Below are 24,908 nucleotides of genomic sequence, written 5' to 3'. Positions count from 1 at the left end.
TTTGACAAGACAAAAGGAAGTCGCGCCGCAGGCGCGAAAGCTTTGCACTTGGCGCGCCGCAGGCGCGTTGCTTCCGCCCTATCAGTGCCGCGCCAGTCCTTATCCAGACTTTGGTTTAATTTGCAAGCAAGACTTGAGTTCCATGCAGGCGCTTCTAAAAGCAAAGCTTTCGCACGGCTTCGCCGCGCGAGCTACTTTTGTCTTGTCAAAAGTAGCCAAAACCGCTTCTCGCCGGGACGCGAGCCGCCGCTACGCGGCGGTCCCCTGCGCTTCTCGGAAGACGGGGCACGTCGCCCAAACTCGCTTCGCTCAAACAGGGCGACTCTTCGGCCCCGTCTTCCTGCGATGCTCGGCTCGCTTTACGGCTCAGACAAAAAGCGAAGTGCAACAGCAACAGCTAGTGCAACAGCAACGGCAACGGCAACGGCAAGGGCAACGGCAACGGCAACGGCAACGGCAACGGCAAGATGCGGTTTGACGTCATCCTTCCTGCCATCAGCCCACCATAATCCCATCAAGCCTCACACCGAAGACCCGCCTCGATGACTTCCCGCCTGCTCGCCCCCCTGTTCGGCGATCCCGACATCGACACCCTGTTCGATGACCGCGCACGGCTGCAAGGCATGCTCGACTTCGAGGCCGCGCTCGCCCGTGCAGAGGCGCGCTGCGGCGTGATTCCCGACAGCGCCGTCGGCCCGATCACCGAGGCCTGCCGGGCCGATGACTTCGATCTGGATGCACTGGGCGCGGCCACCGCGCTGGCCGGCAATCCCGCCATCCCGCTGGTCAAGGCGCTCACCGCCAAGGTCAAGGCGCGCGACGAGGACGCGGCGCGCTGGGTCCACTGGGGCGCCACCAGCCAGGACGTGATCGACACCGGCACCGTGCTGCAGCTGCGCCAGGCGCTCGACGCGCTCACGCCCAAGCTCGACCGGCTGTGCGCGATCCTGCGCACGCTGGCGCAGGCCGAGCGCGACACCGGCCTGCCCGGCCGCACCCTGCTGCAGCAGGCCGTGCCGGTCACCTTCGGGTTGAAGGCCGCCGGTTGGCTCGATGCGCTGCAACGCGCGCAACGACGCCTGCAGGCCCTGCGCGCCGACGCGCTGGTGCTGCAGTTCGGCGGCGCCGCCGGCACGCTGGCCTCGCTCGAGGACCGCGGCCTGGAGGTGGCCCAGGCGCTCGCCCGGGAACTGGAGCTGCCGCTGCCCGCCCTGCCCTGGCACACCGCGCGCGACCGCATCGTCGAGGTCGGCACCGCCTTCGCGCTGCTGGCCGGCGCGCTGGGCAAGCTCGCCACCGATATCGTGCTGCTGATGCAGTCCGAGGTCGGCGAAGCCTTCGAACCCAGCGGCGCCGGCAAGGGCGGCTCCTCGGCGATGCCGCACAAGCGCAACCCGGTCGGCTGCGTGGCGGCCATCGCCGCGGCCACGCGCGTGCCGGCACTGGTGTCCACGCTGTTCGCCGCCATGAGCCAGCCGCACGAGCGCGCGCCCGGCCAGTGGCATGCCGAATGGGAGACGCTGCCCGAACTCGTCCGCCTCACCGCCGGCAGCCTGGCGCAGATGACCGTGGTGCTCGATGGCTTGCAGCTGGACCGCACGCGCATGGCCGCGCATCTGGACAGCTTCGGCGGCCTGCTCTACGCCGAGGCGGTGTCGGTCGCGCTGGCCGCCACGCTCGGCAAGTCCGCCGCCCATGCGCTGGTCGAGGCCGCCGCCAAGCGCGCGGTCGGCGAGCAGCGCCACCTGCGCGAGGTGCTGGCCGAAGATGCGCAGGTCAACACCGTGCTCGATGCCGCGCGCCTCGATGCGCTGTTCGCCGCCGACAGCTGGCGCGGCATGAGCGACACCTGGATCGACCGCGTGCTCGCGGCCGACTGATCCCTTTCCCGCGACGGAGCCTCACCATGGCGTTTCTCGATCTCCCCACCCATCGCCTGCACTACCGCATCGACGGCGCCGAGGGCGCGTCCTGGCTGACCTTCTGCAACTCGCTGGGCACCGACCTGTCGATGTGGGACCCGCAGGTGGCCGAGCTGTCGCGCGACTTCCGCATCCTGCGCTACGACCGCCGCGGCCACGGCCAGTCCACCGCGCCCGCCGGGCGCTATACCATCGACCAGCTCGGCGGCGACGTGGTCGCGCTGTGGGACGCGCTGGGGATCGAACACACGCACTTCTGCGGGCTGTCCATCGGCGGGCTCACCGGGCAATGGCTGGGCCTCAACGCCGCCGACCGGCTGACGCGGCTGGCGGTCTGCGCCACGGCCGCCAAGATCGGCACGGCCGAGAGCTGGGAGACGCGCATCGCGCAGGTGCGCGAGCAAGGCCTCAAGGCGCTGGCCGAGGGCACGGTGATGCGCTGGTTCACCGAGCACTACACCGACACGCACGAGGAACAGGTGCGCGCGGTGCTGGACACCTTCCTGGCGACCTCGCCCGAGGGCTATGTCGGCTGCTGCAACGCGGTCGGCCAGGCCGACTTCCGCCACGACCTGGCCGGCATCGCCGTGCCGCTGCTGGCCATCGCCGGCGACGACGACCCGGTGTGCCCGCCGGCCGACCTGCAGTTCATCGCCGAGCACGTCGCCGACGGCCGCTTCGCCCAGGTGCCCGGCCGCCACATCTGCAATCTCGAATCGCCGGCCGCCTTCACCGCCGCGCTGCGCGACTTCCTCACCGCCTGAAGCCCTCGAAGGATCCAACGATGGACGAGCAAGCCCGTTACGAAGCCGGCCTGGCCGTGCGCAAGGCCGTGCTGGGCGAGGCGCACGTGCAGCGCTCGCTGGACGCGCGCACCGACTTCACCCACGAGTTCCAGCACTTCATCACCCGCGCCGCCTGGGGCGAGGTGTGGACGCGCGAGGGCCTGCCGCGGCACACCCGCTCGCTGCTGACCATCGCGATGATGGTCGCGCTGGGCCACGACGAAGAATTCAAGCTGCACATCCGCGCGGCTCGCAACAACGGCGTGAGCGCCGACGAGATCAAGGAAGTGCTGCTGCAGACCGCGATCTACTGCGGCGTACCGGCGGCGAACCATGCCTTCGCCCTGGCCAAGCCGATTCTGGAAGAACAGGCAGCTGAATCTGCTGAGTGAGCTTTTCGCCGGCGTGACCCGCTGCGGTTCTTGGAGTGGACACCCGTGCCCCCTCCAGAGCCAACGCGTTCTGCGCATCACGCTTGGTGGTTGGAAATGGCGCTCTTCGCGCGATCCCGCACGGGCAGATCAAAAGCGAAGCAAGAGCGAGAAGCACAAAGTCCCTGGATTCCCGCTTTCGCGGGAATGACGATCTGAAATGACTGCTTCGGCCCCGGCTCCCCGCCCAGGCCCCGTCCCCGCCTCCGCCCCACCTCCCGCTGTCGCTGTCGCTGTCGCTGTTGCGGTTGCGGTTGCGGTTGCGGTTGCTGTTGCTGTTGCGGTTGCGGTTGCGGTTGCGGTTGCGGTTGCGATTGCGATTGCGATTGCTCTCAGCCTCTGCTTTTGCAGTTGCTTTCCCTGTCTGAGCCGTAAAGCACGCCGAGCACCGCAGCCTGATCGGGCCGAAGAGGCGCCCTGTCTGAGCGAAGCGAGTTTGGGCGCCGTGCCCGATCAGGCGAGGAGCGCAGGGGACCGACGCGCAGCGTCGGCGTGCGTTTTACCCCCTCTTTGGGGCCCGGCGAGAAGCGGTTTTGCTTCCTTTTGACAAGACAAAAGGAAGTCGCGCCGCAGGCGCGAAAGCTTTGCACTTGGCGCGCCGTAGGCGCGTTGCCTTCCCCCATTGCCTTCGATGCAAAGCACCGAAGTGGCCAACCCGCACGCAAGCCAGCGCAAGCGTCCTAACTCAACACCGCCCCCAACCGCGCCGCCGCCTGCCGCAACGGCGGCAACAACTGCGCATGCATCGTCTGCAGACTCACCCTGCCCGCCTGCGTGCCGATGTTGAGCGCCGCGATGACCGCCCCGGCCCGGTTGCGCACCGGCACCGCGATCGAACGCAGGCCGATCTCCAGCTCCTGGTCGGTCAGCGAAAGCTCCTCGCGCCGCACCTTGGCCAGCACCTCGAGCAGCTCGGCCTGGTGGGTGATGGTGCGCTCGGTGCGCGGGCGCAGCGGATTGCGCTCCAGATAGCCTTCCAGCGTGTCCGGCGGCAGCGAGGCCAGCAGGATGCGGCCCATCGAGGTGCAGTACGCCGGCAGGCGGCTGCCCGAACGCAGGCCGATGGACATGATGCGCACGGTCTCGGCGCGGGCCACGTACAGCACGTCGTCGCCGTCGAGCACGCCCAGCGAGCAGGACTCGTGCACGGCATCGCGCAGCGCGTCCAGCACCGGCTGGGCGGCCACCGCCAGCGGCGCGGAAGCGACGTAGGCGCCACCGATGCCCAGCACGCGCGGCAGCAGCACATAGCCGCGGCCGTGCTCGCCCACGTAGCCCAGCTTGGCCAGCGTGTAGAGCGCGCGCCGCACCGCCGCGCGCGGGATGCCGGTCTCGGTGCTGATCTGCGACATGGTGACCTCGCGCGCGTGCTGGGCGAACACGCTCAGCACCGCCATGCCGCGCGCCAGCGAGGTCATGAAGTCCGGGTCGCCCTGGGCCGCGTCGATCTGCCGCATGATCTCGCGCGCCAGGCCGCGCTCGGCCGCCGCCGACGCCGGAGCGGGCTTGCGGCGGGCGCGGGGCTTGGGGGCATCAGTCATCGGCGGCGGTCATCGAACGGGCGGAGCGCCATGGTAGCGGCGCGGGCGGCGGGCGCCCAAACAGGAATCGGCGGACCCGGGCAGGCCCGCCGCTCGTGGCCGGCATGCGCCGGCGTGGCCGGCGCGCGAAGCGCTTACCTGGCGTCCGGCAAGGTGTAGGCGATCACGTAGTCGCCACGGTCCGGCGACTGCCGCGCGCCACCGGCGGTCACCACGATGTACTGCTTGCCGTTGACCGCATAGGTCATCGGGCCGCCCTGGCTGCCGACCGGCAGGCGCGCCTTCCACAGCTCCTTGCCGGTGCCGCTGTCGAACGCGCGCAGGTAGTAGTCCTGGGTGCCTGCGATGAACACCAGGCCGCCCTGCGTGGCCAGCGTGCCGCCCAGGGTGGGCATGCCGACCGGCATGGGCATGTGCATCTTGATGCCCATCGGGCCGGTGTCCTCGACCGTGCCCACCGGCACCTGCCAGGCGATCCGGCGGGTCTTGAGGTCGATCGCGCTCAGCGTGCCGAACGGCGGGGCCTGGCAGGGGATGCCCAGCGCCGACAGGAAGCGGTTCTTGTTGACCGCATACGGGGTGCCCTTGAGCGGCACCGCGCCCATGCCGGTGTTGACCGCCTCGCCGCCGCTGGAGGCGGCCGCCTTGTCGGCCTTCTGCGGGATCATCTGCACCCACAGGCCCAGGCGCATGTCGTTGGCGAAGGCGTAGCCGTGCACGGGGTCGAAGGACAGCCCGCCCCAGTTCATGCCGCCCAGCGAACCGGGGAAGCTCAGCGAGACATCGGTGCCCGGCGCGGTGTACAGGCCCTCGTAGCGCATCTGCTTGAAGGCGATGCGGCACAGCATCTGGTCCAGCAGGGTGGCGCCCCACATGTCCGACTCGGTCAGGTGCTTGGTGCCGATCTGCGGCATGCCCACCGACAGCGGCTGGGTCAGCGAGTAGGGCTCGCCGGGGATGTTGGCGGCCTTCACCGGAACGTCCTTGACCTCGGTCAGCGGCTTGCCGGTGGCGCGGTCGAGCACGTACAGCTGGCCGGCCTTGGTGCCGATCATCACCGCCGGGGTGGTGCCGTTGGCGGTGGGGAAATCGATCAGGCTCGGCTGCATCGGCAGGTCGAAGTCCCACAGATCGTTGTGCACGGTCTGGTAGACCCACTTCACCTGGCCGGTGCTGGCGTCCAACGCGGTGACCGACGCGCCGAAGCGATGGTCCAGCGCGGTGCGCTCGGCGCCGTACAGGTCGGTGGAGGGACTGCCCATCGGCAGGAACACGGTGTTCATCGCCGCGTCGTAGGACATCGGCGCCCAGACGTTGGGCGTGCTGCGCGCGTAGGTCTGGCCCTCGGCCGGCGGCGCCTTGTCGTCCGGATTGCCCGGGTCGAAGGCCCAGCGCTGGGCACCGGTGACCACGTCGAAGCCGCGAACCACGCCACCCGGCATGTTGGCCTGCACGTTGTCGGCCACGCGCCCGCCGACCACCACGGTGGTGCCGGCCACGGTCGGGGCGGAGGTGAGCTGATAGAACGGATCGGGCGCGGCGCCCAGCCCGGCCTTCAGGTCGACCTGGCCCTCGGTGCCGAAGCCCTGGCAGAACTCACCGGTGTCGGCATCCAGGGCGATCAGGCGGCCGTCGATGGTGTTGGTCAGCAGGCGACGCTCACAGTTGGCGCCGGCCGGCAGGCTGACCGGCGTCACCGCGGTGGAGCCGGCCGCGGTGGGCTGCACCAGCGGCTTGCTCGCATCGAAGTAGGCCAGGCCGCGGCAGCGCTGCCAGACCGAGGCCTGGGCGTTGATCTCGCGCTTCCACAGCTGCTTGCCGCTGGCCGCGTCCAGCGCGATCACGTTGTTGTGCGGCGTGCACAGGAACACCTTCTGCCCGATCTGCAGCGGCGTGCTCTGGTCCTCGGCGCCGTTGCCGTCGCTCTGCGCGATGTCGCCGGTGCGGTAGGTCCAGGCGACCTGCAGCGACGCGACGTTGCCGCGGTTGACCTGGTCCAGCGCCGCGAAGCGGCTACCGCCATCGGTATTGCCATAGGCCGCCCAGTCGGTCTGCGCATGCGCCGGATCGACCGGCACCAGCGCCGGGCCGGGGCCGTTGGCTGCCACCGGCGGATGCGGCACGAACATGCCGGCCAGGCCGCCGGCACAGGCCAGCGCCAGCACCGCCGCCAGCGCGTAGGCGCCGCGTCCGCCGGCCCGACCGCGGGCGCGGCGCAGCGTCGGATAGGCCAGCGCCACCAGCAGCGCCAGCACCGCGGGCATCATCAGCCGCGAGACCAGCGGCCAGAATTCCAGGCCGGCATCCCACAGCGCCCAGACCACGCTCAGCACGAAGGCCAGCGCAAACAGCCAGGCACCGGCCGGGCGCCGCAGCACCAGCAGCACCGCCGAGACCACACAGGCCGCGCCCATCAGCAGGAAGTAGAGGCTGCCGCCGACGGTAGCGAGCTTGATGCCGCCGGCCAGCAGCGCCAGGCCGATCAGCGCCAGCAGCAGGCCAACGCTCCACAGCAGGATGCGGCCCGCGGCCGACACATTCGATTGGGTTTGCACGTTCTGATCCTCTGCAACATGAGGGCGGCGTCGGCGGCCGAAGGCAGCCTTCGCGCGGGCGGACGCTGCGGGCAGGATGGCATGCCGTGGCCCATGCGCGCGTCGGTAAGTTGGGCGATTATCGCATTTGCGTTCGGTAATAGCACAGCCGCGCCACCCGCCACGGGTGCGACGGACTGTGCCGACTCCGACGTTTTTCCGACCTTGGTGAAGCGCGTACAACGCTCCGTGGCGGGGATGGCGCAGCGCAACACGACTCAGGAGTAGCGTTGCGCGCTTCTTACCGGCCCTCCTCCCATGTCCGACCTTCCGCTGGCGCCTCGTCGCCCTGTTCACTGTGCCCTGTTGCTGATCGTTGCCGCGGCCGGGGGCTGCTCCGCCAGCAAGCCGACCGCGGACACGCCGCCTCGGGTCGGGGTGATGACCCTGGGCGCACGCACCCTGCCGGTGGAGCGCACCCTGCCCGGCCGGACGGTGGCCTACGAGACCGCAGACGTGCGCCCGCAGGTCGGCGGGCTGCTGCGCCAGCGCCTGTTCGAGGAAGGCCAGGAGGTCAAGGCCGGCCAGCCGCTGTACCTGATCGACCCGGCGCCGTACCAGGCCGCCTACGATGTCGCGCGCGGCAACCTGGTCCAGGCCGAGGCGGCGCTGGCCAGCGCGCGGCCCAAGGCCGAGCGCACCCGCAGCCTGACCGCCATGGACGCGGCCAGCCAGCAGGATGCCGACGATGCGCTGTCCACCCTGCGCCAGGACGAGGCGGCCGTGGTCGCGGCCAAGGCCAACGCGCAGGCGGCGAAGATCAACCTGGACTACACCCGCATCACCGCCCCGATTTCCGGCCGCATCGGCACCTCGGCCTACACCGTCGGCGCGCTGCTCACCGCCGACCAGGACGCCGCGCTGACCACCATCCAGCGGCTGGACCCGATCTACCTGGATGTCACCCAGTCCAGCACGCAGATGCTGGCGCTGCGCCGCCAGCTCGATGCCGGGCGGATCCACGCGATCGACGGCAAGGCCCAGGTGCAGGTGCGGCTGGAGGACGGCAGCGCCTACCCGCACGCCGGCACGCTGGAATTCGTCGGCACCCAGGTCAACGCCGGCACAGGCAACGTCACCCTGCGCGCGGTGGTGCCCAATCCCGAGCACCTGCTGCTGCCGGGCATGTACCTGCGTGCGGTGCTGCCCATGGCCACCGACCCGGGCGCGGTGCTGGTGCCGCAGCAGGCGGTGACCCGCGACAGCAAGGGCGAGCCGCTGGTGAAGCTGCTCGACGCGCACGACCGGGTGGTGGAGCGGCACATCCGCACCGGCGAGGTGATCGGCCACGACTGGGTGGTGGAGTCGGGCCTGAAGCCCGGCGAGCGGCTGATCGTGGTCAACGGCAGCCGTGTCGAACTCGGCAAGCCAGCGCAGCCGTATCCGGTCACCGCCGCCCAGCTCGACGACGCGCCGGCGCCGCCGGCCGACGACGCCCAGGCCGAGTAAGGGACCTCCCGCATGTCGCGCTTCTTCGTCAACCACCCGGTGGTGGCCTGGGTCATGGCCATCGTCATCGTCCTGATCGGCATGCTGGCCATCCATGGGCTGCCGGTCGAACGCTATCCGCAGATGGCGCCGCCGACCATCACCGTGCGCGCCAGCTACACCGGCGCCTCGGCGCAGACGGTGGAGAACACCGTCACCCAGCTGATCGAGCAGTCGCAGCAGAGCCTGGACCATCTGCTGTACATGACCTCCACCAGCGCCTCGGACGGCACCGCCCAGGTCAACCTGGTGTTCGAGACCGGCACCAACGCCGACACCGCGCAGGTGCAGGTGCAGAACCAGCTGCAGTCGGTGATGTCGGTGCTGCCGCAGGCCGTGCAGCAGAACGGCCTGGTCATCACCAAGTCCAGTGGCTCGCTGTTCGAGGTGGTGGCGTTCACCTCCGACGACGGCAGCATGGACAACTTCGATGTCGCCAACTACATGGAGTCGAACATCGATGACCAGATCAGCCGCGTCAGCGGCGTGGGCAACATCCAGCCGCTGGGCTCGGAATACGCCATGCGCATCTGGCTCGACCCGGAGAAGCTGCGCAAGTACGCGCTGATGCCGTCCGATGTGGAGAACGCGCTGCAGTCGCAGAATACCGACGTGTCGGCCGGCGAGCTCGGCGGCCAGCCGGCGCCGCGCGGCCAGCGCCTGGACGCGACCGTGACCACCCGCAGCCGCCTGCAGACCCCGGCGCAGTTCGGCGCGATCGTGCTCAAGAGCGACGCCAGCGGCGCGGCGGTGCGCCTGTCGGACGTGGCCACCATCGGCCTGGGCCCGGAGACCTACGACAGCATCACCCGCTTCAACGGCAAGCCCTCGGCCTCGCTGGGCATCGAGCTCAACTCCGATGCCAACGCGGTGGAGACCTCCAAGGCGATCGAGCAACGCCTGCAGGAGCTCAGGCAGTACTGGCCGCACGGCTACAACTACCACATCGCCTTCAGCACCACGCCCTTCGTCACCACCTCGATCAAGGAAGTGGTCATCACCCTCATCGAGGCGGTGCTGCTGGTGGTGGCGGTGATGTACCTGTTCCTGCAGAACTGGCGCGCCACGCTGATTCCGACCATCGCCGTGCCGGTGGTGCTGATGGGCACCTTCGGCGTGCTCGCCGCGTTCGGCTATTCGATCAACACCCTGACCATGTTCGCCATGGTGCTGGCGATCGGCCTGCTGGTGGACGATGCGATCGTGGTGGTGGAGAACGTCGAGCGCGTCATGAGCCAGGAAGGCCTGCCGCCCAAGGAGGCCACGCTGCGCTCGATGCAGCAGATCGGCGGCGCGCTGGTCGGCATCGTGCTGGTGCTGACCGCGGTGTTCGTGCCGATGGCCTTCTTCAACGGCGTCACCGGGGTGATCTACCGGCAGTTCTCGATCACCATCGCCGCCTCGATGATCCTGTCGGTGCTGGTGGCCATGACCCTGACCCCGGCGCTGTGCGTGACCATCCTCACGCCGCTGCACCGGGGCGAGGAGGCGATCGGCTCGCACGGGCGCCTGGGCCGGTTCTTCGCCTGGTTCAACACCCGCTTCCGCCAGCTGTCCGAGCGCTACCGCGCGCTGGTCGAGCGCGTGCTGGGCCGGCGCGCGCTGGGCCTGATCGCCTATGCGCTGCTGATCGCGGTCACCGGCCTGCTGCTGTGGCACCTGCCCGGCGCGTTCCTGCCCGACGAGGACGAGGGCATGCTCAACGTGCTGGTCAAGCTGCCGGCCGGCGCCACCCTGGAGCAGACCCTGGCGGTGACCGACCGCCTGACCCAGGCCGCGCTGAAGGATGCCGGCGTGCAGTCGGTGCTGTCCTCGGCCGGCTTCAGCGTGACCGGCGCCGGCCAGAACGTCGGCATGGCCTTCATCCGCCTGAAGGACTGGGACGACCGCGACGACGACGCGGCGACCATCGCCGATCATCTGAACAAGGCGCTGGCCGACGTGCCGGACGCGGAGCTGTTCGTGACCTCGCCGCCGGCGATCACCGGCCTGGGCGACGCCTCGGGTTTCACCTTCGAGCTGATGGACTACGAAGGCGCCGGCCACGCCGCCCTGACCGCCGCGCGCGACAAGCTGCTGCGCCTGGCCCAGCACGATCCCAAGCTGATGAACGTGCGCTACGCCAGCCTGGAGGATGCGCCGGTCTATGCGGTGAAGATCGACGATGCCAAGGCGCAGGCGCTGGGCGTGGACCCGGGCGACATCAACGCCACGCTCAACAGCGCGCTCGGCGGCGACTTCGTCAACAACTTCATCTACAAGGGCCGCATCAAGAAGGTGTTCGTGCAGGGCGATGCGAGTGCGCGCATGGCGCCGCAGGACCTGGATCGCTGGACGGTGCGCAACGCCGGCGGCGACATGGTGCCGATGTCGTCCTTCACCCGGTCGCACTGGACCAGCGCGCCGGCCGCGCTGGAGCGCTACAACGGCGTGTCGGCGATGGAGCTGACCGGGCAGCAGGCGCCCGGCGTCAGCTCCGGCGCGGCGATGGACGCGATGGCCGAGCTCAGCAAGCAGCTGCCGCACGGCTTCGGCTTTTCCTGGTCGGACATGGCCTACCAGGAGAAGCTGTCGGCCAACCAGGCCCCGGCGCTGTATGCGATCTCGCTGCTGTTCGTGTTCCTGTGCCTGGTGGCGCTGTACGAGAGCTGGTCGATCCCGTTCGCGGTGATGCTGGCGGTGCCGGTGGGCGTGTTCGGCGCGGTGCTGCTGATGACGCTGCGCGGGCTGGAGAACGACGTGTACTTCCAGGTCGGCCTGCTGACCACCGTCGGCCTGGCGGCCAAGAACGGCATCCTCATCGTCGAGTTCGCGCGCGAGCTCGAGCACAAGGGCGAAAGCCTGCTGGCCGCCACCCTGCACGCGGTGCAGATGCGCCTGCGGCCGATCCTGATGACCTCGCTGGCGTTCCTGCTCGGCGTGCTGCCGCTGGTCTTCAGCAAGGGCGCCGGCTCGGCCGCGCGCCATTCGCTGGGCACCGGCGTCACCGGCGGCACGCTGGCCTCGATCACGCTGGGGCTGTTCTTCGTGCCCCTGTTCTACGTGATCGTGCGGCGGCTGTTCCCGGGTCGCACGACGGCCGACACGGAGGTGCAGGCATGAGCACGCCCGTCCGCATCGGCGTGGCCGCGGCCACGCTGCTGGCCCTGGCCGGATGCACCCTGGCGCCGACCTACCAGCGCCCCGCCGCACCGGTGCCGGCCGACCTGGCCGCGGCCGACGCCGCGCCCGCCGCCGGCCCCGCGGTCGACACGCTGGCGCTGCCGGACTGGCAGCAGGTGTTCCTGGACCCGCGCCTGCGCCAGACCATCGCGCTGGCGCTGCAGAACAACCGCGACCTGCGCGTGGCGATGCTGTCCATCGACAAGGCCCGCGCGCAGTACCGCCTCCAGCGCGCCGCGCAGCTGCCGTCGTTGGATGCCAGCGCCAGCATGAGCCGCGGCCGCACCAGCGCCGCCAGCAGCGACGACGGCGTGTCCGGGGTCAGCACCAGCGACGCGCTCCAGGTCGGCCTCAGCAGCTGGCAGCTGGACCTGTTCGGCCAGCTGCGCAGCCTCAGCCAGGAGGCCCAGCAGACCTGGCTGTCCAGCACGGAGAACCAGCGCAGCGTACGCCTGAGCCTGATCGCCCAGGTCGCCGCGGCCTGGCTGACCGTGGCCGCCGACCAGGCGCAGCTGGCGCTGGCCCAGCAGACCCTGGACAGCCAGGCGCAGACCCTGCAGCTGACCGAGCGCCAGCACAGCGTCGGCAGCGTGTCGGGACTGGACCTGGCGCAGCAGCAGACCAGCGTCGAATCGGCACGGGTCGCCGTGGCCAGCGCGGCCACCCAGCTGGCGCAGGCGCGCGACGCGTTGCAGCTGCTGGTCGGGGCACCGGTCGACCCGTCGCTGCTGCCGACCGCGCAGGCGCTGCAGGACAGCGTCGCCCTGGCGCCGCTGCCGGCGCACCTGTCCTCGGCAGTGCTGCTGCAGCGCCCGGACGTGCTCGCCGCCGAGCACAGCCTCCAGGCGGCCAATGCCGACATCGGCGCCGCGCGCGCGGCGTTCTTCCCTTCGCTGAGCCTGACCGCGTCCACCGGCCGCAGCAGCGATGCGCTGTCCACGCTGTTCTCGGCCGGCAGCCGCACCTGGTCGTTCGTGCCCAGCATCACCGCGCCGATCTTCCATGCCGGCGCGCTGAAGGCCTCGCTGGATGCCTCCAGGCTCGGCAAGGACATCGCCGTGGCGCAGTACGAGAAGGCGATCCAGTCGGCCTTCGCCGAAGTGGCCGACGCCCTGGCCGCACGCGACCACCTGCAGGCGCAGCTGAGCGCGCAGCAGGCCCTGGTCGAGGCCAGCCAGCGCAGCTACACCCTGGCCGACGCGCGCTATCGCGCCGGCCTGGACGGCCACCTGGCCGTGCTGGATGCGCAGCGCGCGCTGTACGCCGCGCAGCAGGCGCTGATCGCCCTGCGCCAGCAGGACGCCAGCAACCGGGTCACGCTGTACCAGGTGCTGGGCGGCGGCGCCGACGCGCAGGCCACCGCCGCGCGCTGAGTCGCCGCGGCGGTCCTGGCCCGCGCGCATGAGCCCATGCGCGATCGGCATCTGCGCCCGGCCTCGCGCAGCCGGTGCGTGGCCGATAATCGCGGTCCGTCGCTTCCGGGGAGATCGTCGATGTCGCGTCGCCTTGCCGCCCTGCTGATCCTGGGCCTGTTCGCCCCGTCCCTGGCCCTGGCGCGCACGCCGGCGCAGGGCGCGGCGCCACCCACCGCGCACCTGACCGTGCCCGCCGACGACGGCCTGCCCTTGGCGGTCTGGGCGCGCGTGCCGGCGCATCCACGCGGCACGATCCTGCTGGTGCACGGGCGCACCTGGAGCTCGCGCCCCAACTTCGACCTGCAGGTTCCCGGCGAGCCGGCCGATGCGCGCTCGGCGCTCGCGGCGCTGGCCAAGGCGGGCTACGCCGCCTACGCGCTGGACCTGCGCGGCTACGGCGCCACCCCGCGCGATGCCTCGGGCTGGGATACCCCCGAGCGCGCCGCCAGTGATGTGATCGGCACGCTGCGCTGGATCGCTCAGCGCCATCCCCAGCTGCCGGCGCCTGCCCTGCTGGGCTATTCGAACGGCTCGCTGGTGGCGCTGCTGGTCGCGCAGCAGCAGCCGGCCGCGCTGTCGACGCTGGTGTTGTACGGCTTCCCGATCGATGTCGACGCCGCGCCCTCGCCGCCCGCCGACACGCCGGCCCAGCCCCCGCGCCAGCCCACCACCGCCGAAGCGGCGGCCTCGGACTTCATCACCGCCGGCGCGTTCCCGCCGGCGGTGCGCGAGGCCTATGTCGCCCAGGCGCTGGCCGCCGACCCGGTGCGCAGCGACTGGCGCGCGACCGAGCAGTTCCGCTTCACCCCCGAGCAGGTGCGCCTGCCCGTGCTGCTGCTGCGCGGCACCCACGACCCGCTGGCCACCCAGGACGAGAGCGGCCACCTGTACCGGCGCCTGGGCAGCGGCGACAAGGCCTGGGTCACCCTGCCGGACGCGGATCACGTCGCCCACGTCGAAAACGGCCACGCCGGCTGGGTGCGCGCGGTGACCGATTTCCTCAGCCGCCCGCGCGTGCCGGCGAAGCCCGCACCGTGAAGCGCACGACGCCCGGCGTCGCCGAGCGTCGGATCGGTCACGCGTTGAAGTGAGGGCCTGGCGCCTCAGGCGACGCGGCTGGCACCGCGCCGCGCGCGCTCCAGGTGCACCAGCAGCAGCGAGATCGCCGCCGGGGTCATGCCGGGGATGCGCTGGGCCTGGCCCACGGTCTGCGGGCGCACGCGTTCGAGCTTGCCCTGCACCTCGGCCGAGAGCCCGCGCACGCCGGCGTAGTCGAACCCGTCCGGAATCGGCGTGCCCTCGTTGCGCTGCTGGCGCTCGATCTCCACGCGCTGGCGATCCAGATAGCCGGCGTACTTCACCGCGATCTCGACCTGCTCGGCCACCTGCGCATCGTCCACGCCCGGGCCGATGCCTTCGACCCGCATCAGCCGGGCGTAGTCCAGCTCGGGGCGCTTGATCAGGTCCAGCGCGCTGCTCTCGCGGCTGACCGCCACGCCGAGCGCGGCCTCCAGCTGCCGGCCCAGCGCATTGGCCGGCGTGGCCCAGAGCGCGCGCAGGCGCTGGGTCTCGCGCTCGACCGCCTCGCGCTTGGCCTCGAAGCGCGACCAGCGCGCGTCGTCGACCAGGCCCAGCTCACGGCCGATCGGCGTCAGGCGCGCATCGGCGTTGTCCTCGCGCAGCTGCAGGCGGTACTCGGCGCGGCTGGTGAACATGCGGTACGGCTCGGAGGTACCGTGGGTGATCAGGTCGTCGACCAGCACGCCCAGATAGGCCTGGTCGCGGCGCGGCGACCATGCGTCCCGGCCCTGCACCGCGCGCGCGGCGTTGAGCCCGGCCAGCAGGCCCTGCGCGGCGGCCTCCTCGTAGCCGGTGGTGCCGTTGATCTGGCCGGCGAAGAACAGCCCGGCCACCAGCTTGGTCTCCAGCGAGGCCTTCAGCCCGCGCGGGTCGAAGAAGTCGTACTCGATCGCATAGCCCGGCCGGGTGATGTGCGCCTGCTCGAAACCGACGATGCTGCGCACCAGCTCCAGCTGCACGTCGAAAGGCAACGAGGTGGAGATGCCGTTGGGGTAGATCTCGGCCACATCCAGGCCTTCGGGCTCGACGAAGATCTGATGGCTGGCCTTCTCGGCGAAGCGCACCACCTTGTCCTCGATCGAGGGGCAGTAGCGCGGGCCGATGCCCTCGATCTGGCCGCTGTACAGCGGCGAGCGGTGCAGCGCATCGCGGATGATCTGGTGGGTGCGCTCGGTGGTGTGGGTGATCCAGCAGCTAACCTGGCGCGGGTGCTCGCGCACATCGCCCAGGAAGCTCATCACCGGCAGCGGATCGTCGCCCGGCTGCCGCTCCATGACGCCGTAGTCCAGCGTGCGCCCGTCGATGCGCGGCGGCGTGCCGGTCTTGAGCCGGTCGATGGCGAAGGGCCGCTCGCGCAGGCGCGCGGCCAGCGTCGTGGCCGGCGCATCGCCCATGCGCCCGGCGGCGTACTGGGTCGGCCCGATATGGATCTTGCCGGCCAGGAAGGTGCCGGCGGTCAGCACCACGGCCGGCGCCTCGAAGCGCAGTCCGGTCTGGGTCAGCACTCCGCGCACGGCGTCGCCTTCGATCAGCAGGTCGTCCACCGCCGCCTGGAACACGGTCAGCCCCGGCTGCGACTCGACCATGCGCCGGATCGCACTGCGGTACAGCGCGCGATCGGCCTGGCAGCGGGTGGCGCGCACGGCCGGGCCCTTGGAAGCGTTGAGCGTGCGCCACTGGATGCCGGCCAGGTCGGCGGCGCGGGCCATGGCCCCGCCCAGGGCATCGATCTCCTTGACCAGGTGGCCCTTGCCGATGCCGCCGATGGCCGGGTTGCAGCTCATCGCCCCGACCGTCTCGATGTTGTGGGTCAGCAGCAGGGTGCGGGCGCCGGCGCGCGCGGCCGCCAGCGCGGCCTCGGTGCCGGCATGGCCGCCGCCGACCACGATGACCTCGTAGCGATGGAAGGACGCGTTCATGTGGCGGATTTTCTCATGCGAAGGGCGGTCGCGGGCCCGGGGGGCGGGCCGGCGGGAAAAAGTTGGCACGGCTTCTGCTTAATCCCATCGGCACCCATCGTGGCAAGCGACTTCGGGCGCCTAAGGCTGGTATTGGAACAGGGGCCAGCCGCTAGCGCACGTTGGGGACGCCGGGGCCGGCAGTCGGGGGACTGTCGGCCCCTCTTTTTTTGTCCAATCGAGAATCGCGCCGGGGCGACCGTTCCTTGGGCTCCGGACTGGCGGCAGTCCCGCGGGCGGGCGCCGCTTTCTCCTCGGCATCCTGCCTCGCTAGGCGCCGCCGCCGCACCGCTGCCTCGCGCCTTACGCCCGGAGCCTTCATCTATCGCAGGGGCTCGCCCCAGGCGCGGGCGCGGCGGAGAGCGGGCAAGGACGACGGACCGGGGCCAAACGCCGCGCCCGGCCGGTCGCGGCTGGTCGGCAAAGTCCGCCCACCGACTGCGCACGTCGACGACGAAGCGTTCTGCGGCCGCGATCGGGGGGAACGTCGGCGCAACGCGCCGCCCTCACGGGCAATCTTCGAACAAAAAGCACAACGCCCGGCATGGCCGGGCGTTGTGCTGTACAGGCGCCGACGACCGGCAAGGGCCGGAACAGGGGGGATCCAGATTTCCCCACCGGCCGTCGGCATGGAAGCCGTTGTCAGCTCGTGTTACGTCAGAAAACGACGCAACCGGTCAACGTGGCGCTAGCTTGCGGGCGAGACAGGCTCCGACGCAAGCACTCCTTCATGGTTGCCGTTCGGGCGATCGCGGAAGTGAGACGCCCGTGGCACTGCCTATTCCTCGTTCCTCGGACGCGGGGTCAGCCGGGGCGGCAGGGCCGGGCGGCTGCTGGGCATGGGCCGCGACGACGGCCGTTCGACGCCCTGGGCGCGCGGCGGCATGGACGAGGGGCGCTGTGGCATGGAGGAAGGGCGCTGCGGGCGCAGGCGGTCCGGCAGCTGCGGGCGGCCGTTGTCGCCGGTCACTGGCGGCCGCGGCCAGCCGCCCGGAGGCGGATGGTGGTCGCCACCGCCAGGCCGGCCGCCATGGTCGTGGTCGCGCGGCGGACGTGGCACCGGGCGGATCACGTAGTAGGGGCGGTTGTAGTAGTAGGGCGCGTAGCCGTAGCCGTAGCCGCCACCGTAGCCGTAATAGCCCGGGGCGCCGCCGTAGTAGCCGCCCCAGTAGCCGTCGGGGTAGGTGTAGCGGTAGCTGGGGCTGCCCCGGTAATAGCCGCCCGGGCCGCTGCCGCCGGCGTAGTCGTAGGTGGCGCAACCGCCCAGCCCGGCCAGGGCGATGGCGGCGATCAGAAGTCGTTTCATGGTGGACCCCCCGGTCTGCACCGTTCTCAGGGTCGCCAGCTTGGGCCTAAACCATTGAACCCGTGATTAATTCTTTCAGGGCCGCGACTTGCTGCGATGCAGCGGCAAAAGCGCATCGGGTACGCTTGCCGCCATGTCCGACCTGCCCCGTTTCGACGACGTCCTCGACGCCGCCGCCCGCATCGCCCCGCACGCGCGCCTCACCCCGGCGCTGACCTCCTCCACCCTGGACGCCATGAGCGGCGCGCGCCTGTTCTTCAAGGCCGAGCACCTGCAGCGCACGGGCGCCTTCAAGTTCCGCGGCGCCTGCAACGCGGTCTGGGCCCTGGACGATGCGCAGGCCGCGCGCGGCGTGGTCACCCATTCCTCCGGCAACCACGGCGGCGCCCTGGCGCTGGCCGCGGCCACGCGCGGCATCCCCTGCCATGTGGTGGTGCCCGAGAACGCCGTCGAGACCAAGCTGGCCGCGATCCGCCGCAACGGCGCGGTGCTGCACCTGTGCGCGCCGACCATCGCCGCGCGCGAGGCGGGCGCCGCCCGGATCCAGGCCGAGACCGGCGCGCACCTGGTCCACCCCTACACCAACCCGTTCGTGATCGCGGGCCAGGGCACCGCGACCCTGGAGCTGCTGGAACAGGCCGGGCCGCTCGACGCGCTGGTCACGCCGGTGGGCGGCGGCGGGCTGGCCTCCGGTTCGGCGCTGGCCCTGCATGCGCGCCATCCCGAGGCGCAGCTGTGGCTGGCCGAGCCGGAAGGCGCCGCCGACGCCGCGCGCTCGCTGGCGGCCGGGACGCTGCAGCTGGACTTCGTCCCCGACACCGTCTGCGACGGCCTGCGCGGCACGCTGGGCGCGCCCGACTTCGACCTGCTGCGTCAGCACCGGGCGCGCGTGGTCACCGTGTCCGACGCCGACACCATCGCCGCCATGCGCCTGCTGTGGCAGGTGACCAAGCAGATCGTCGAGCCCTCCTCGGCCATCGTCCTGGCCCTGGTGCTGGCCCATCCCGAGGCCTTCGCCGGCAAGCGCGTGGGCCTGGTGCTGTCCGGCGGCAACGTCGACCTGGACGCGCTGCCCTGGTCCAGGGTGTGAGTCGCACGCGTCGCCGCTGGGGCCTGTGGGGCTGGGCGTGGCGCCTGGTCTGCGTGCTGCTGCTGTGGCTGGCCGGGGTCTCGGCCTACGTCATCGGCGTGGGCTGGCGCGACCAGGCCGCGCCGGCCGACGCGATCATCGTGCTGGGCGCGGCGGCCTACGACGCGCGGCCTTCGCCGGTGTTCGAGGAGCGCCTGCGCCATGGCATCGACCTGTACCAGCGCGGGCTGGCCGGGCACCTGATCTTCACCGGCGGCTTCGGCGGCACCGGGGCACGCTTCTCCGAATCGCAGGTCGGGCGGCGCTATGCGCTCAAGGCCGGCGTGCCCGAGCAGGCGATCCTGATCGAGACCACCTCGCGCACCACGCGCCAGAACCTGCAACAGGCCGCGCGCCTGATGCAGGCCCACCAGCTGCGCACCGCGATCATCGTCTCCGACCCGCTGCACATGGCCCGGGCGATGCGGCTGGCGCATCAGGAAGGCATCAGCGCGCTCGCCTCGGCCACGCCGACCAGCCGCTTCCGCAGCGTCAGGGCGAGCTGGAAGTTCTTCCTGCAGGAGCTGTACTTCTTCCACCGCGACCTGGTGCTGGAAGCGGTCTGAGCGGACCGCGCGTGCGGCCTCGGAATCCCGGCCACACACGGACGCTATCATCGCCGTCCCCTTCCCCCACGACTCCCTGTTTCCATGAAGATCGACGGTACCCGGCGCCAGGACCGCGCCACCGAACTGGTGCTGGCCTACTACGCGGCCTTCAACCGCAACGATCGCGCGGCGATGCTGGCCCTGCTCACCGACGAGGTGGCCCACGACCTCAACCAGGGCGCGCGCGAGGTCGGGCGCGAGGCGTTCGCCGCCTTCCTGCAGCGCATGGACGCCAGCTACAGCGAGCAGCTGCGCGACATCGTGGTGATGGTCTCGCCCGACGGCAGGCGTGCGGCGGCCGAGTACGTCGTGCATGGCACCTACCACCACAGCGATGCGGGGCTGCCGGCGGCCTCCGGCCAGACCTACGTGCTGCCGGGCGGGGCGTTCTTCGAGATCGAGGACGAGCGCATCGCGCGCGTCAGCAACTACTACAACCTGCAGGACTGGATCGCCCAGGTCGGCGGCTGAGGCCGCAGCGAAAATCGCACGCCTGCCGTTGCTGCGGCGTGCCATGGCGATCGATGCGGGCGTGCGATGCTGAGCCCCCCGCGTCCCCGCTCAACGGAGCCTGCAATGATCAAGGTCAGCGTGATGTATCCCTACGTGGCCGGCGCACGGTTCGATCACGCCTACTACGCCAACACCCACATGCCGCTGCTCAAGGCGCGCATGGGCGATGACTGCCTGTTCTACACCGTCGACAAGGGCCTGTCGGGCGGGCTGCCCGGCAGCGATCCGGCCTTCGTGGCCATGTGCCACATCTACAGCGAGTCGGTGGACCGCTTCACCGCGGGCTTCGGGCCGCATGCGCAGGAGATCCTGGGCGATATCCCCAACTACACCGATCTGGAGCCGGTCATGCAGATCAGCGAGGTCGTGATCGGCCAGCCCTGAGCGGGCGCGTCGCCGCGGCTCATTCGCCGCGGCGGCGGATCGGGATGCGCGAGACCGGCACGGCCGCCACGTCGCGGCCGCTTTCGCGGATCGGTGCGCCGGCCTGCGGCGCCCAGGCGTGGGCGTAGATGACTTCCCAGCTGCTGGGCAGCACACCCTGCGGCGTGCGCATCGCCTCGTAGGCGCGCGCGGCAGCCGCCAGCCGTGCCTTGCCGGTCAGCGTCGCGCGACGCTGCGCCAGCGCGTTGGTCGCGCCCAGCGCGCGCAGCTCGCGCATCAGCGCCGGCAGATCGGGATAGGTCAGGGTGAACAGGTCGCGGTCCAGCACCGGATCGCGGAAGCCGGCCATCATCAGCGCATCGCCGAACTGGGCGATCTGCGGGAACGGGCTCACGTGCGGCGCCGGATCGCCGGCGAAGGCCTCGCGCAGTTCGATCAGCGTCTGCGGACCGAAGGTGGAGCACAGCAGCAGCCCGCCGGGCTTGAGCACGCGGCGAAAACCGGCGAACGCGGCCGGCAGGTCGTCGACCCACTGCAGGCACAGGTTGGCGAACAGCACATCGACGCTGCCCTCGGCCAGCGGCAGCGCGCGCGCGTCGGCGCACACGCGCGCGAACGGCTTCCACCAGCCGGCCTGCTTCTTCGCCTCGCGCAGCATCGGCAGCGAGAAATCCAGCGCCACCACCTGCGCCTTGGGCCAGCGCTTGCGCAGTCGGGCCGCCGCGCTGCCCGGGCCGCTGCCCAGGTCCAGCACGACCTGCGGCACGCGCTGGTCCAGGTAGTCCAGCGATTCGAACAGGCGTTGCTCGACCTCGCGGTGGAGCACGGCGGCATCGGCATAGGTGCCGGCGGCGCGCGCCAGGGCGCGGCGCTGATGGCGGACATCGAACAGGGGCATGGGCCTATTGTCCGCCAGCGTGACGGTCCGCGTCAGGCGCGGCGGTGGCACGCTCCAGTTCAGCGCGCGCGCACGGCGCCGTCCAGGAACGGCACCAGCGCGGTCTCTACCGCGTCCAGATGCGCCAGGAACGGCGCATGGCCGCCGCCGGCGATCTCCACGAAGCCGGCCTGCGGTGCCAACCCGGCGGCCGCGGCCATGCCGCGCGGCTGCACCAGCCGGTCGCGGGCACCGACGATCCATAGCGACGGCATGCCCAGGCCCGGCAGCAGGTGGCGCAGGTCGCTGCGCTCGAGCAGCGCCAGGCCGGCCTGCAGCGCGGCCGGGGCCGGCTCGCCACGGGCAAAGAGCATGGCGCGCAGGGCCCGCAGCGTGGCGTGGCCCTGTGCGCTGCCCAGCGTGTCCAGCGCGATGAAGCGCTCCAGCGTGCCGCGATAGTCCTGCGCCAGGTCGCGGCCGAACTGGGCGAACACCGCCGGCGGCACCGCATGCGGCCAGTCGGGCGCGGCGGTGAAGCGCGGCACCGAGGAGACCATCGCCAGCGCGCGCACCTGGCCAGAACTGGCGGCGGCCTTGAGCGCGAACAGCCCGCCCAGCGACCAGCCCAGCCAGGCCGCCGGCGGCGTCGCCGCACAGATCGCCGCGACCGTGGCCGCCAGGGTCAGCGGCACCGTGCTGTCGCGGCTCCGGCCGTGACCGGGCAGATCGACCACGTGCAGTTCGAAACGGTCGGCCAGGCGTTCGACCAGCGGCGCGAACACGCCGCCGTGCAGCGCCCAGCCGTGCACCAGCACCAGGGGCGCGCCGCGGCCGTGGGTTTCGATGTGCAGACTCATGGCGATAGGCGCGCCGGCTTGCGGCGGTCTTGCGCACGCTCGGCGTCCGTCAGGCAGCGCGTCCCGCGCCGCAGGCAGGCAAGTGCCCTGCTCACGCCACGCCAGCGGCCTGCAGCTGCGGCTCGCGCGTGCGCGCCAGCGCTTCGACCAGGCCATCGACGTCCTCGGGCGTATGCAGCGCGGTGAGCGTGACGCGCAGGCGCGCGGTGCCTTCGGGCACGGTCGGCGGACGGATCGGCTTGACCCAGTAGCCGGCCGCCTCCAGCGCCGCCGACCAGGCCACCGCCTGCGCATCGGCGCCGCACAGCACCGGCTGGATCGGCGAATCCGAAGGCAGCAGATCCAGTCCGGCCGTCGCGGCACGGGTGCGGAAGCGCTCGACCAGGCCGGCCAGCCGCTCGCGCCGCCAGTCGTCGCGGCGCGCGTGGCGGATCGCCTCGCTGCTGGCGCGGGCCAGCGCCGACGGCAGCGCGGTGGTGTGGCTGTAGGCCCGGGCGGTCTCGGCCAGGTGCTGGATCAGCGCGGCCTCGCCCACCACCAGCGCGCCGTAACCGCCCAGTGCCTTGCCCAGGCTGACCAGCTGCAGCGGGACGTCATCCACGCTCAGGCGCGCCTCGGCCACGCTGCCGCGGCCGCCCGGGCCGCGCACACCCACGCCGTGCGCGTCGGCGACGTAGAACAGCGCCTTCTGCACCCGCGCCACCAGGGCCAGTGCCCGCAGCGGGGCCACGTCGCCGTCCATGCCGAACACGCCATCGGTCGCCAGCAGCGCCGCGCCATCGGGCACGTTGCGCAGCTGACGGATCGCGCCTTCCGCATCGCCATGCGGATAGCGCCGCAGCCGGCAGCCGGCCATGCGCGAGGCATCCATCAGGCTGGCGTGGTTGAGCCGGTCCTGCACGCAGACATCGCCCTCCTCGCCCAGCAGCGCCTGCTGCACGGCCAGGTTGGCCAGGAAGCCGTTGCCGAACAGCAGCGCCGCCGGCGCCTCCAGCCAGTCGGCGATGTCGCGTTCCAGCGCCTCGTGCGCGGCGTGATGGCCGCTGGCCAATGGCGGGGCGCCGGCCCCGGCGCCTTCGCGGGCGGCGGCTTCGGCCAGCGCGTTGGTCACCTGGAACTGCTGGGACAGGCCCAGATAGTCGTTGCCGCAGCACTCGACCAGCCAGCGGCCGTCGACTTCGACCCGCACGCCGTCGCGGCGGCCGACGGTGCGGCGCACCCGCACGCGGTCCTGGGCCACGCGCAGCTTGCGCAGGGCGGCGATGCGGTCGTGCAGGTCGGAACGGGCCATGCTGCGTCCTGTGCGTCTGGCGTGTCTGGGCCGGCTAGCGTAATCCAGCCGATGGCGGCCCGAACGACCGGCCATGCGCCCGCAGGCGCCGCGCATCCGCCGGCGTTGGCCCAGGCTGGCGCCCGGAGGCGCGACAGGCGCTAAAGTCGCCGCAGGCAATGGCGAGGATCGCCCCGGACGACACGCATGGAGGCATCGCCCACACACTGGCTGCAACGGCTGGGCCGCGCGCTGCTGGCGCCGCGCTGCCTGGTCTGCGGCGCGCGCGGCGATGGCGACCTGGACCTGTGCGCGGACTGCGCCGGCGCCCTGCCCTGGAACACGACCGCCTGCCCGCGCTGCGCGCTGCCGCTGCTGCACGCGCAGACCTGCGGCCACTGCCTGCGGCACCCGCCGCCGATGACGCGCACCGTCGCCGCGCTGGTCTACGGCCCGCCGCTGGACCGGCTGGTGCCGCGCCTGAAGTTCCACGGCGACCTGGCGGCCGGCAGGCTGCTGGCCGCCTTGATGGCCCAGACCATGTCCGCCGCGCCACGGCCACAGGCGCTGGTGCCGGTGCCGCTGCATGACCGACGCCTGCGCAGCCGCGGCTACGATCAGGCGCTGGAGCTGGCGCGTGCCCTCGGCCGCCGGCTCGATCTGCCGGTCCTGGACAGCGCGTTGCTGCGCAGCCGAGACACCGCGCCGCAGTCCGAGCAGGACGCCCCGGCCCGGCGACGCAATCTGCGCGGCGCCTTCGCGGTACGGCCAGGCGCCGCCCTGCCCGCGCACGTGGCGCTGGTCGACGACGTGATGACCACCGGCGCCACCCTGCACGCGGCGACGCGCGCCCTGCTGCGCGCCGGTGTGGGCCGCGTGGATGGCTGGGTCTGTGCGCGGGTGGAATGAGTGCGGCGCCGCGCCGGCGTGCACGCGGGCGCGCGGTTATGGGGGTTACGCTGCCGCGTGGATCGCCAAGGCGCCGTCCCGCGCCATGGCCCGGTCTGTTTCATCGAACCACTGCCAGGAGAGCATCGATGTCCTTCGCCGCCGTTCCGGTTTCGCGCAGTTGGTGGGTGTTCCTGCTGTTCGGCCTGGTGGCCGTGCTGTTCGGCGTGTCCACCCTGATCTGGCCGGGCGGCACCGTGCTGGCGCTGGTGCTGGTCTTCGGCGCCTTCTCGCTGGCCGATGGCCTCGTCAGCCTGATCAGTGCTTTTAGTCGCGAACACGCGCTGCCGCGCTGGCTGCTGGCGCTCTATGCGCTGATCTCGATCGCCTTCGGCGTGCTGGCCATCGCCCAGCCGGCGCAGATGGCCGCCGCGCTGCTGTGGCTGCTGGCGGTGTGGCTGGTGATCGCCGGCGTGGCGCGCATCGTGTTCGCCGTGCAGGTGCGCAAGCACATCCGCGGCGAGTGGCTGCTGGTGCTCAGCGGCGTGCTGTCGATCCTGCTCGGCGTGCTGTTCTTCTTCTACCCGGCGGCCGGGCTGCTGACGATGGCGCTGTGGTTCGGCATCGGCGCGATCGTCTACGGCGTGCTGCAGCTGGTGGTCGCCTTCCGCCTGCGCGGGCATCGCCTGGCGGCCTGAGT

20 protein-coding genes are annotated in these 24,908 nt (G+C 71.5%); 13 read left to right on the top strand and 7 right to left on the bottom strand.

The genetic code is table 11. The annotated features are described in order from the left end of the window. Positions 1-542 precede the first annotated feature (542 nt). Genes LAJ50_RS00755 through pcaC form a run of 3 tightly spaced genes read left to right on the top strand, consistent with a single transcriptional unit; the run spans position 543 to position 3,099 of the window. Positions 543-1,880, top strand: coding sequence for a 3-carboxy-cis,cis-muconate cycloisomerase (locus LAJ50_RS00755; protein WP_138651410.1), 1,338 nt, complete (start codon positions 543-545; stop codon positions 1,878-1,880). 26 nt (positions 1,881-1,906) lie between these two features. Then, entirely contained in the window at positions 1,907-2,686 is a 780-nt protein-coding gene (gene pcaD, locus LAJ50_RS00750) for a 3-oxoadipate enol-lactonase (protein ID WP_138651411.1), read from the top strand. 20 nt (positions 2,687-2,706) lie between these two features. Beyond that, positions 2,707-3,099, top strand: a complete 393-nt coding sequence (gene pcaC, locus LAJ50_RS00745; RefSeq protein ID WP_138651412.1) for a 4-carboxymuconolactone decarboxylase — start codon at positions 2,707-2,709, stop codon at positions 3,097-3,099. 719 nt (positions 3,100-3,818) lie between these two features. On the opposite strand, the gene LAJ50_RS00740 is transcribed toward pcaC, so the two are convergent. Both LAJ50_RS00740 and LAJ50_RS00735 read right to left on the bottom strand, forming a co-directional pair. After that, on the bottom strand, positions 3,819-4,679 hold the full coding sequence (locus LAJ50_RS00740) for an IclR family transcriptional regulator C-terminal domain-containing protein (RefSeq protein WP_138651414.1): 861 nt from the start codon (positions 4,677-4,679) through the stop codon (positions 3,819-3,821). A gap of 134 nt (positions 4,680-4,813) precedes the next feature. Then, positions 4,814-7,234: a membrane-bound PQQ-dependent dehydrogenase, glucose/quinate/shikimate family gene (locus LAJ50_RS00735; RefSeq protein WP_224096422.1), complete on the bottom strand. Its 2,421-nt coding sequence runs from the start codon at positions 7,232-7,234 to the stop codon at positions 4,814-4,816. A 297-nt stretch (positions 7,235-7,531) separates the two neighbouring features. Here LAJ50_RS00735 and LAJ50_RS00730 point away from each other — a divergent pair, with 297 nt between their 5' ends. From LAJ50_RS00730 to LAJ50_RS00715, 4 genes are all read left to right on the top strand, one after another. Next, positions 7,532-8,722, top strand: a complete 1,191-nt coding sequence (locus LAJ50_RS00730; RefSeq protein WP_224096421.1) for an efflux RND transporter periplasmic adaptor subunit — start codon at positions 7,532-7,534, stop codon at positions 8,720-8,722. 12 nt (positions 8,723-8,734) lie between these two features. After that, positions 8,735-11,863, top strand: coding sequence for an efflux RND transporter permease subunit (locus LAJ50_RS00725; RefSeq protein WP_138651416.1), 3,129 nt, complete (start codon positions 8,735-8,737; stop codon positions 11,861-11,863). Next, entirely contained in the window at positions 11,860-13,296 is a 1,437-nt protein-coding gene (locus tag LAJ50_RS00720; RefSeq protein WP_138651417.1) for an efflux transporter outer membrane subunit, read from the top strand. The genes LAJ50_RS00725 and LAJ50_RS00720 overlap by 4 nt, the downstream gene beginning before the upstream one ends. Before the next feature lie 120 nt (positions 13,297-13,416). Then, entirely contained in the window at positions 13,417-14,376 is a 960-nt protein-coding gene (locus tag LAJ50_RS00715) for an alpha/beta fold hydrolase (protein ID WP_138651418.1), read from the top strand. A gap of 65 nt (positions 14,377-14,441) precedes the next feature. Here the strand turns inward: LAJ50_RS00715 and mnmG are convergent, their stop codons facing one another. Beyond that, positions 14,442-16,337: a tRNA uridine-5-carboxymethylaminomethyl(34) synthesis enzyme MnmG gene (gene mnmG, locus LAJ50_RS00710; RefSeq protein WP_138651419.1), complete on the bottom strand. Its 1,896-nt coding sequence runs from the start codon at positions 16,335-16,337 to the stop codon at positions 14,442-14,444. Between the two features lie 817 nt (positions 16,338-17,154). Further along, positions 17,155-17,682, bottom strand: a complete 528-nt coding sequence (locus LAJ50_RS00705; RefSeq protein WP_138651420.1) for a hypothetical protein — start codon at positions 17,680-17,682, stop codon at positions 17,155-17,157. 133 nt (positions 17,683-17,815) lie between these two features. Between LAJ50_RS00705 and LAJ50_RS00700 the strand changes: the two genes are divergently transcribed. The 4 genes from LAJ50_RS00700 (at position 17,816) to LAJ50_RS00685 (ending at position 20,316) form a co-directional block, all read left to right on the top strand. After that, positions 17,816-18,772, top strand: coding sequence for a pyridoxal-phosphate dependent enzyme (locus tag LAJ50_RS00700; protein WP_138651421.1), 957 nt, complete (start codon positions 17,816-17,818; stop codon positions 18,770-18,772). Beyond that, positions 18,757-19,377, top strand: a complete 621-nt coding sequence (locus LAJ50_RS00695; RefSeq protein WP_138651443.1) for a YdcF family protein — start codon at positions 18,757-18,759, stop codon at positions 19,375-19,377. The genes LAJ50_RS00700 and LAJ50_RS00695 overlap by 16 nt, the downstream gene beginning before the upstream one ends. Before the next feature lie 84 nt (positions 19,378-19,461). Then, on the top strand, positions 19,462-19,890 hold the full coding sequence (locus LAJ50_RS00690; RefSeq protein ID WP_130551297.1) for a ketosteroid isomerase-related protein: 429 nt from the start codon (positions 19,462-19,464) through the stop codon (positions 19,888-19,890). Between the two features lie 105 nt (positions 19,891-19,995). Then, positions 19,996-20,316, top strand: coding sequence for an EthD family reductase (locus tag LAJ50_RS00685; protein ID WP_130551298.1), 321 nt, complete (start codon positions 19,996-19,998; stop codon positions 20,314-20,316). 19 nt (positions 20,317-20,335) lie between these two features. Here LAJ50_RS00685 and bioC read toward each other — a convergent pair whose 3' ends face one another. The 3 genes from bioC to LAJ50_RS00670 form a co-directional block, all read right to left on the bottom strand. Further along, positions 20,336-21,214, bottom strand: a complete 879-nt coding sequence (bioC, locus tag LAJ50_RS00680; RefSeq protein ID WP_130514719.1) for a malonyl-ACP O-methyltransferase BioC — start codon at positions 21,212-21,214, stop codon at positions 20,336-20,338. Positions 21,215-21,273: 59 nt separating this feature from the next. Further along, entirely contained in the window at positions 21,274-22,044 is a 771-nt protein-coding gene (gene bioH, locus LAJ50_RS00675) for a pimeloyl-ACP methyl ester esterase BioH (protein ID WP_130551608.1), read from the bottom strand. A 97-nt stretch (positions 22,045-22,141) separates the two neighbouring features. Further along, positions 22,142-23,341, bottom strand: coding sequence for an 8-amino-7-oxononanoate synthase (locus LAJ50_RS00670; protein ID WP_130551299.1), 1,200 nt, complete (start codon positions 23,339-23,341; stop codon positions 22,142-22,144). A gap of 186 nt (positions 23,342-23,527) precedes the next feature. Between LAJ50_RS00670 and LAJ50_RS00665 the strand changes: the two genes are divergently transcribed. Both LAJ50_RS00665 and LAJ50_RS00660 read left to right on the top strand, forming a co-directional pair. Continuing rightward, positions 23,528-24,229, top strand: coding sequence for a ComF family protein (locus LAJ50_RS00665; RefSeq protein ID WP_138651422.1), 702 nt, complete (start codon positions 23,528-23,530; stop codon positions 24,227-24,229). A gap of 128 nt (positions 24,230-24,357) precedes the next feature. After that, a complete protein-coding gene (locus LAJ50_RS00660; RefSeq protein WP_138651423.1) occupies positions 24,358-24,906 on the top strand; it encodes a DUF308 domain-containing protein in 549 nt (182 codons plus the stop codon). Positions 24,907-24,908: the final 2 nt, after the last annotated feature.

This window comes from Pseudoxanthomonas sp. X-1 (assembly GCF_020042665.1).
Lineage (GTDB): Bacteria > Pseudomonadota > Gammaproteobacteria > Xanthomonadales > Xanthomonadaceae > Pseudoxanthomonas_A > Pseudoxanthomonas_A spadix_A.
The sequence above is the reverse complement of the archived record's forward strand: the minus strand, read 5'-3'. Positions and strand labels throughout refer to the sequence as shown.

What these genes read in the sequence shown, in the direction of transcription:
- LAJ50_RS00685 (WP_130551298.1), top strand. Translation starts at nt 19,996, where the DNA reads ATGATCAAGGTCAGCGTGATGTATCCCTACGTGGCCGGCGCACGGTTC.
- LAJ50_RS00700 (WP_138651421.1), top strand. Translation starts at nt 17,816, where the DNA reads ATGTCCGACCTGCCCCGTTTCGACGACGTCCTCGACGCCGCCGCCCGC.
- LAJ50_RS00670 (WP_130551299.1), bottom strand. Translation starts at nt 23,341, where the DNA reads ATGGCCCGTTCCGACCTGCACGACCGCATCGCCGCCCTGCGCAAGCTG.
- LAJ50_RS00730 (WP_224096421.1), top strand. Translation starts at nt 7,532, where the DNA reads ATGTCCGACCTTCCGCTGGCGCCTCGTCGCCCTGTTCACTGTGCCCTG.
- pcaD (WP_138651411.1), top strand. Translation starts at nt 1,907, where the DNA reads ATGGCGTTTCTCGATCTCCCCACCCATCGCCTGCACTACCGCATCGAC.
- LAJ50_RS00705 (WP_138651420.1), bottom strand. Translation starts at nt 17,682, where the DNA reads ATGAAACGACTTCTGATCGCCGCCATCGCCCTGGCCGGGCTGGGCGGT.
- pcaC (WP_138651412.1), top strand. Translation starts at nt 2,707, where the DNA reads ATGGACGAGCAAGCCCGTTACGAAGCCGGCCTGGCCGTGCGCAAGGCC.
- LAJ50_RS00725 (WP_138651416.1), top strand. Translation starts at nt 8,735, where the DNA reads ATGTCGCGCTTCTTCGTCAACCACCCGGTGGTGGCCTGGGTCATGGCC.
- bioC (WP_130514719.1), bottom strand. Translation starts at nt 21,214, where the DNA reads ATGCCCCTGTTCGATGTCCGCCATCAGCGCCGCGCCCTGGCGCGCGCC.
- LAJ50_RS00715 (WP_138651418.1), top strand. Translation starts at nt 13,417, where the DNA reads ATGTCGCGTCGCCTTGCCGCCCTGCTGATCCTGGGCCTGTTCGCCCCG.
- LAJ50_RS00690 (WP_130551297.1), top strand. Translation starts at nt 19,462, where the DNA reads ATGAAGATCGACGGTACCCGGCGCCAGGACCGCGCCACCGAACTGGTG.
- LAJ50_RS00755 (WP_138651410.1), top strand. Translation starts at nt 543, where the DNA reads ATGACTTCCCGCCTGCTCGCCCCCCTGTTCGGCGATCCCGACATCGAC.
- LAJ50_RS00720 (WP_138651417.1), top strand. Translation starts at nt 11,860, where the DNA reads ATGAGCACGCCCGTCCGCATCGGCGTGGCCGCGGCCACGCTGCTGGCC.
- mnmG (WP_138651419.1), bottom strand. Translation starts at nt 16,337, where the DNA reads ATGAACGCGTCCTTCCATCGCTACGAGGTCATCGTGGTCGGCGGCGGC.
- LAJ50_RS00660 (WP_138651423.1), top strand. Translation starts at nt 24,358, where the DNA reads ATGTCCTTCGCCGCCGTTCCGGTTTCGCGCAGTTGGTGGGTGTTCCTG.
- LAJ50_RS00740 (WP_138651414.1), bottom strand. Translation starts at nt 4,679, where the DNA reads ATGACTGATGCCCCCAAGCCCCGCGCCCGCCGCAAGCCCGCTCCGGCG.
- LAJ50_RS00665 (WP_138651422.1), top strand. Translation starts at nt 23,528, where the DNA reads ATGGAGGCATCGCCCACACACTGGCTGCAACGGCTGGGCCGCGCGCTG.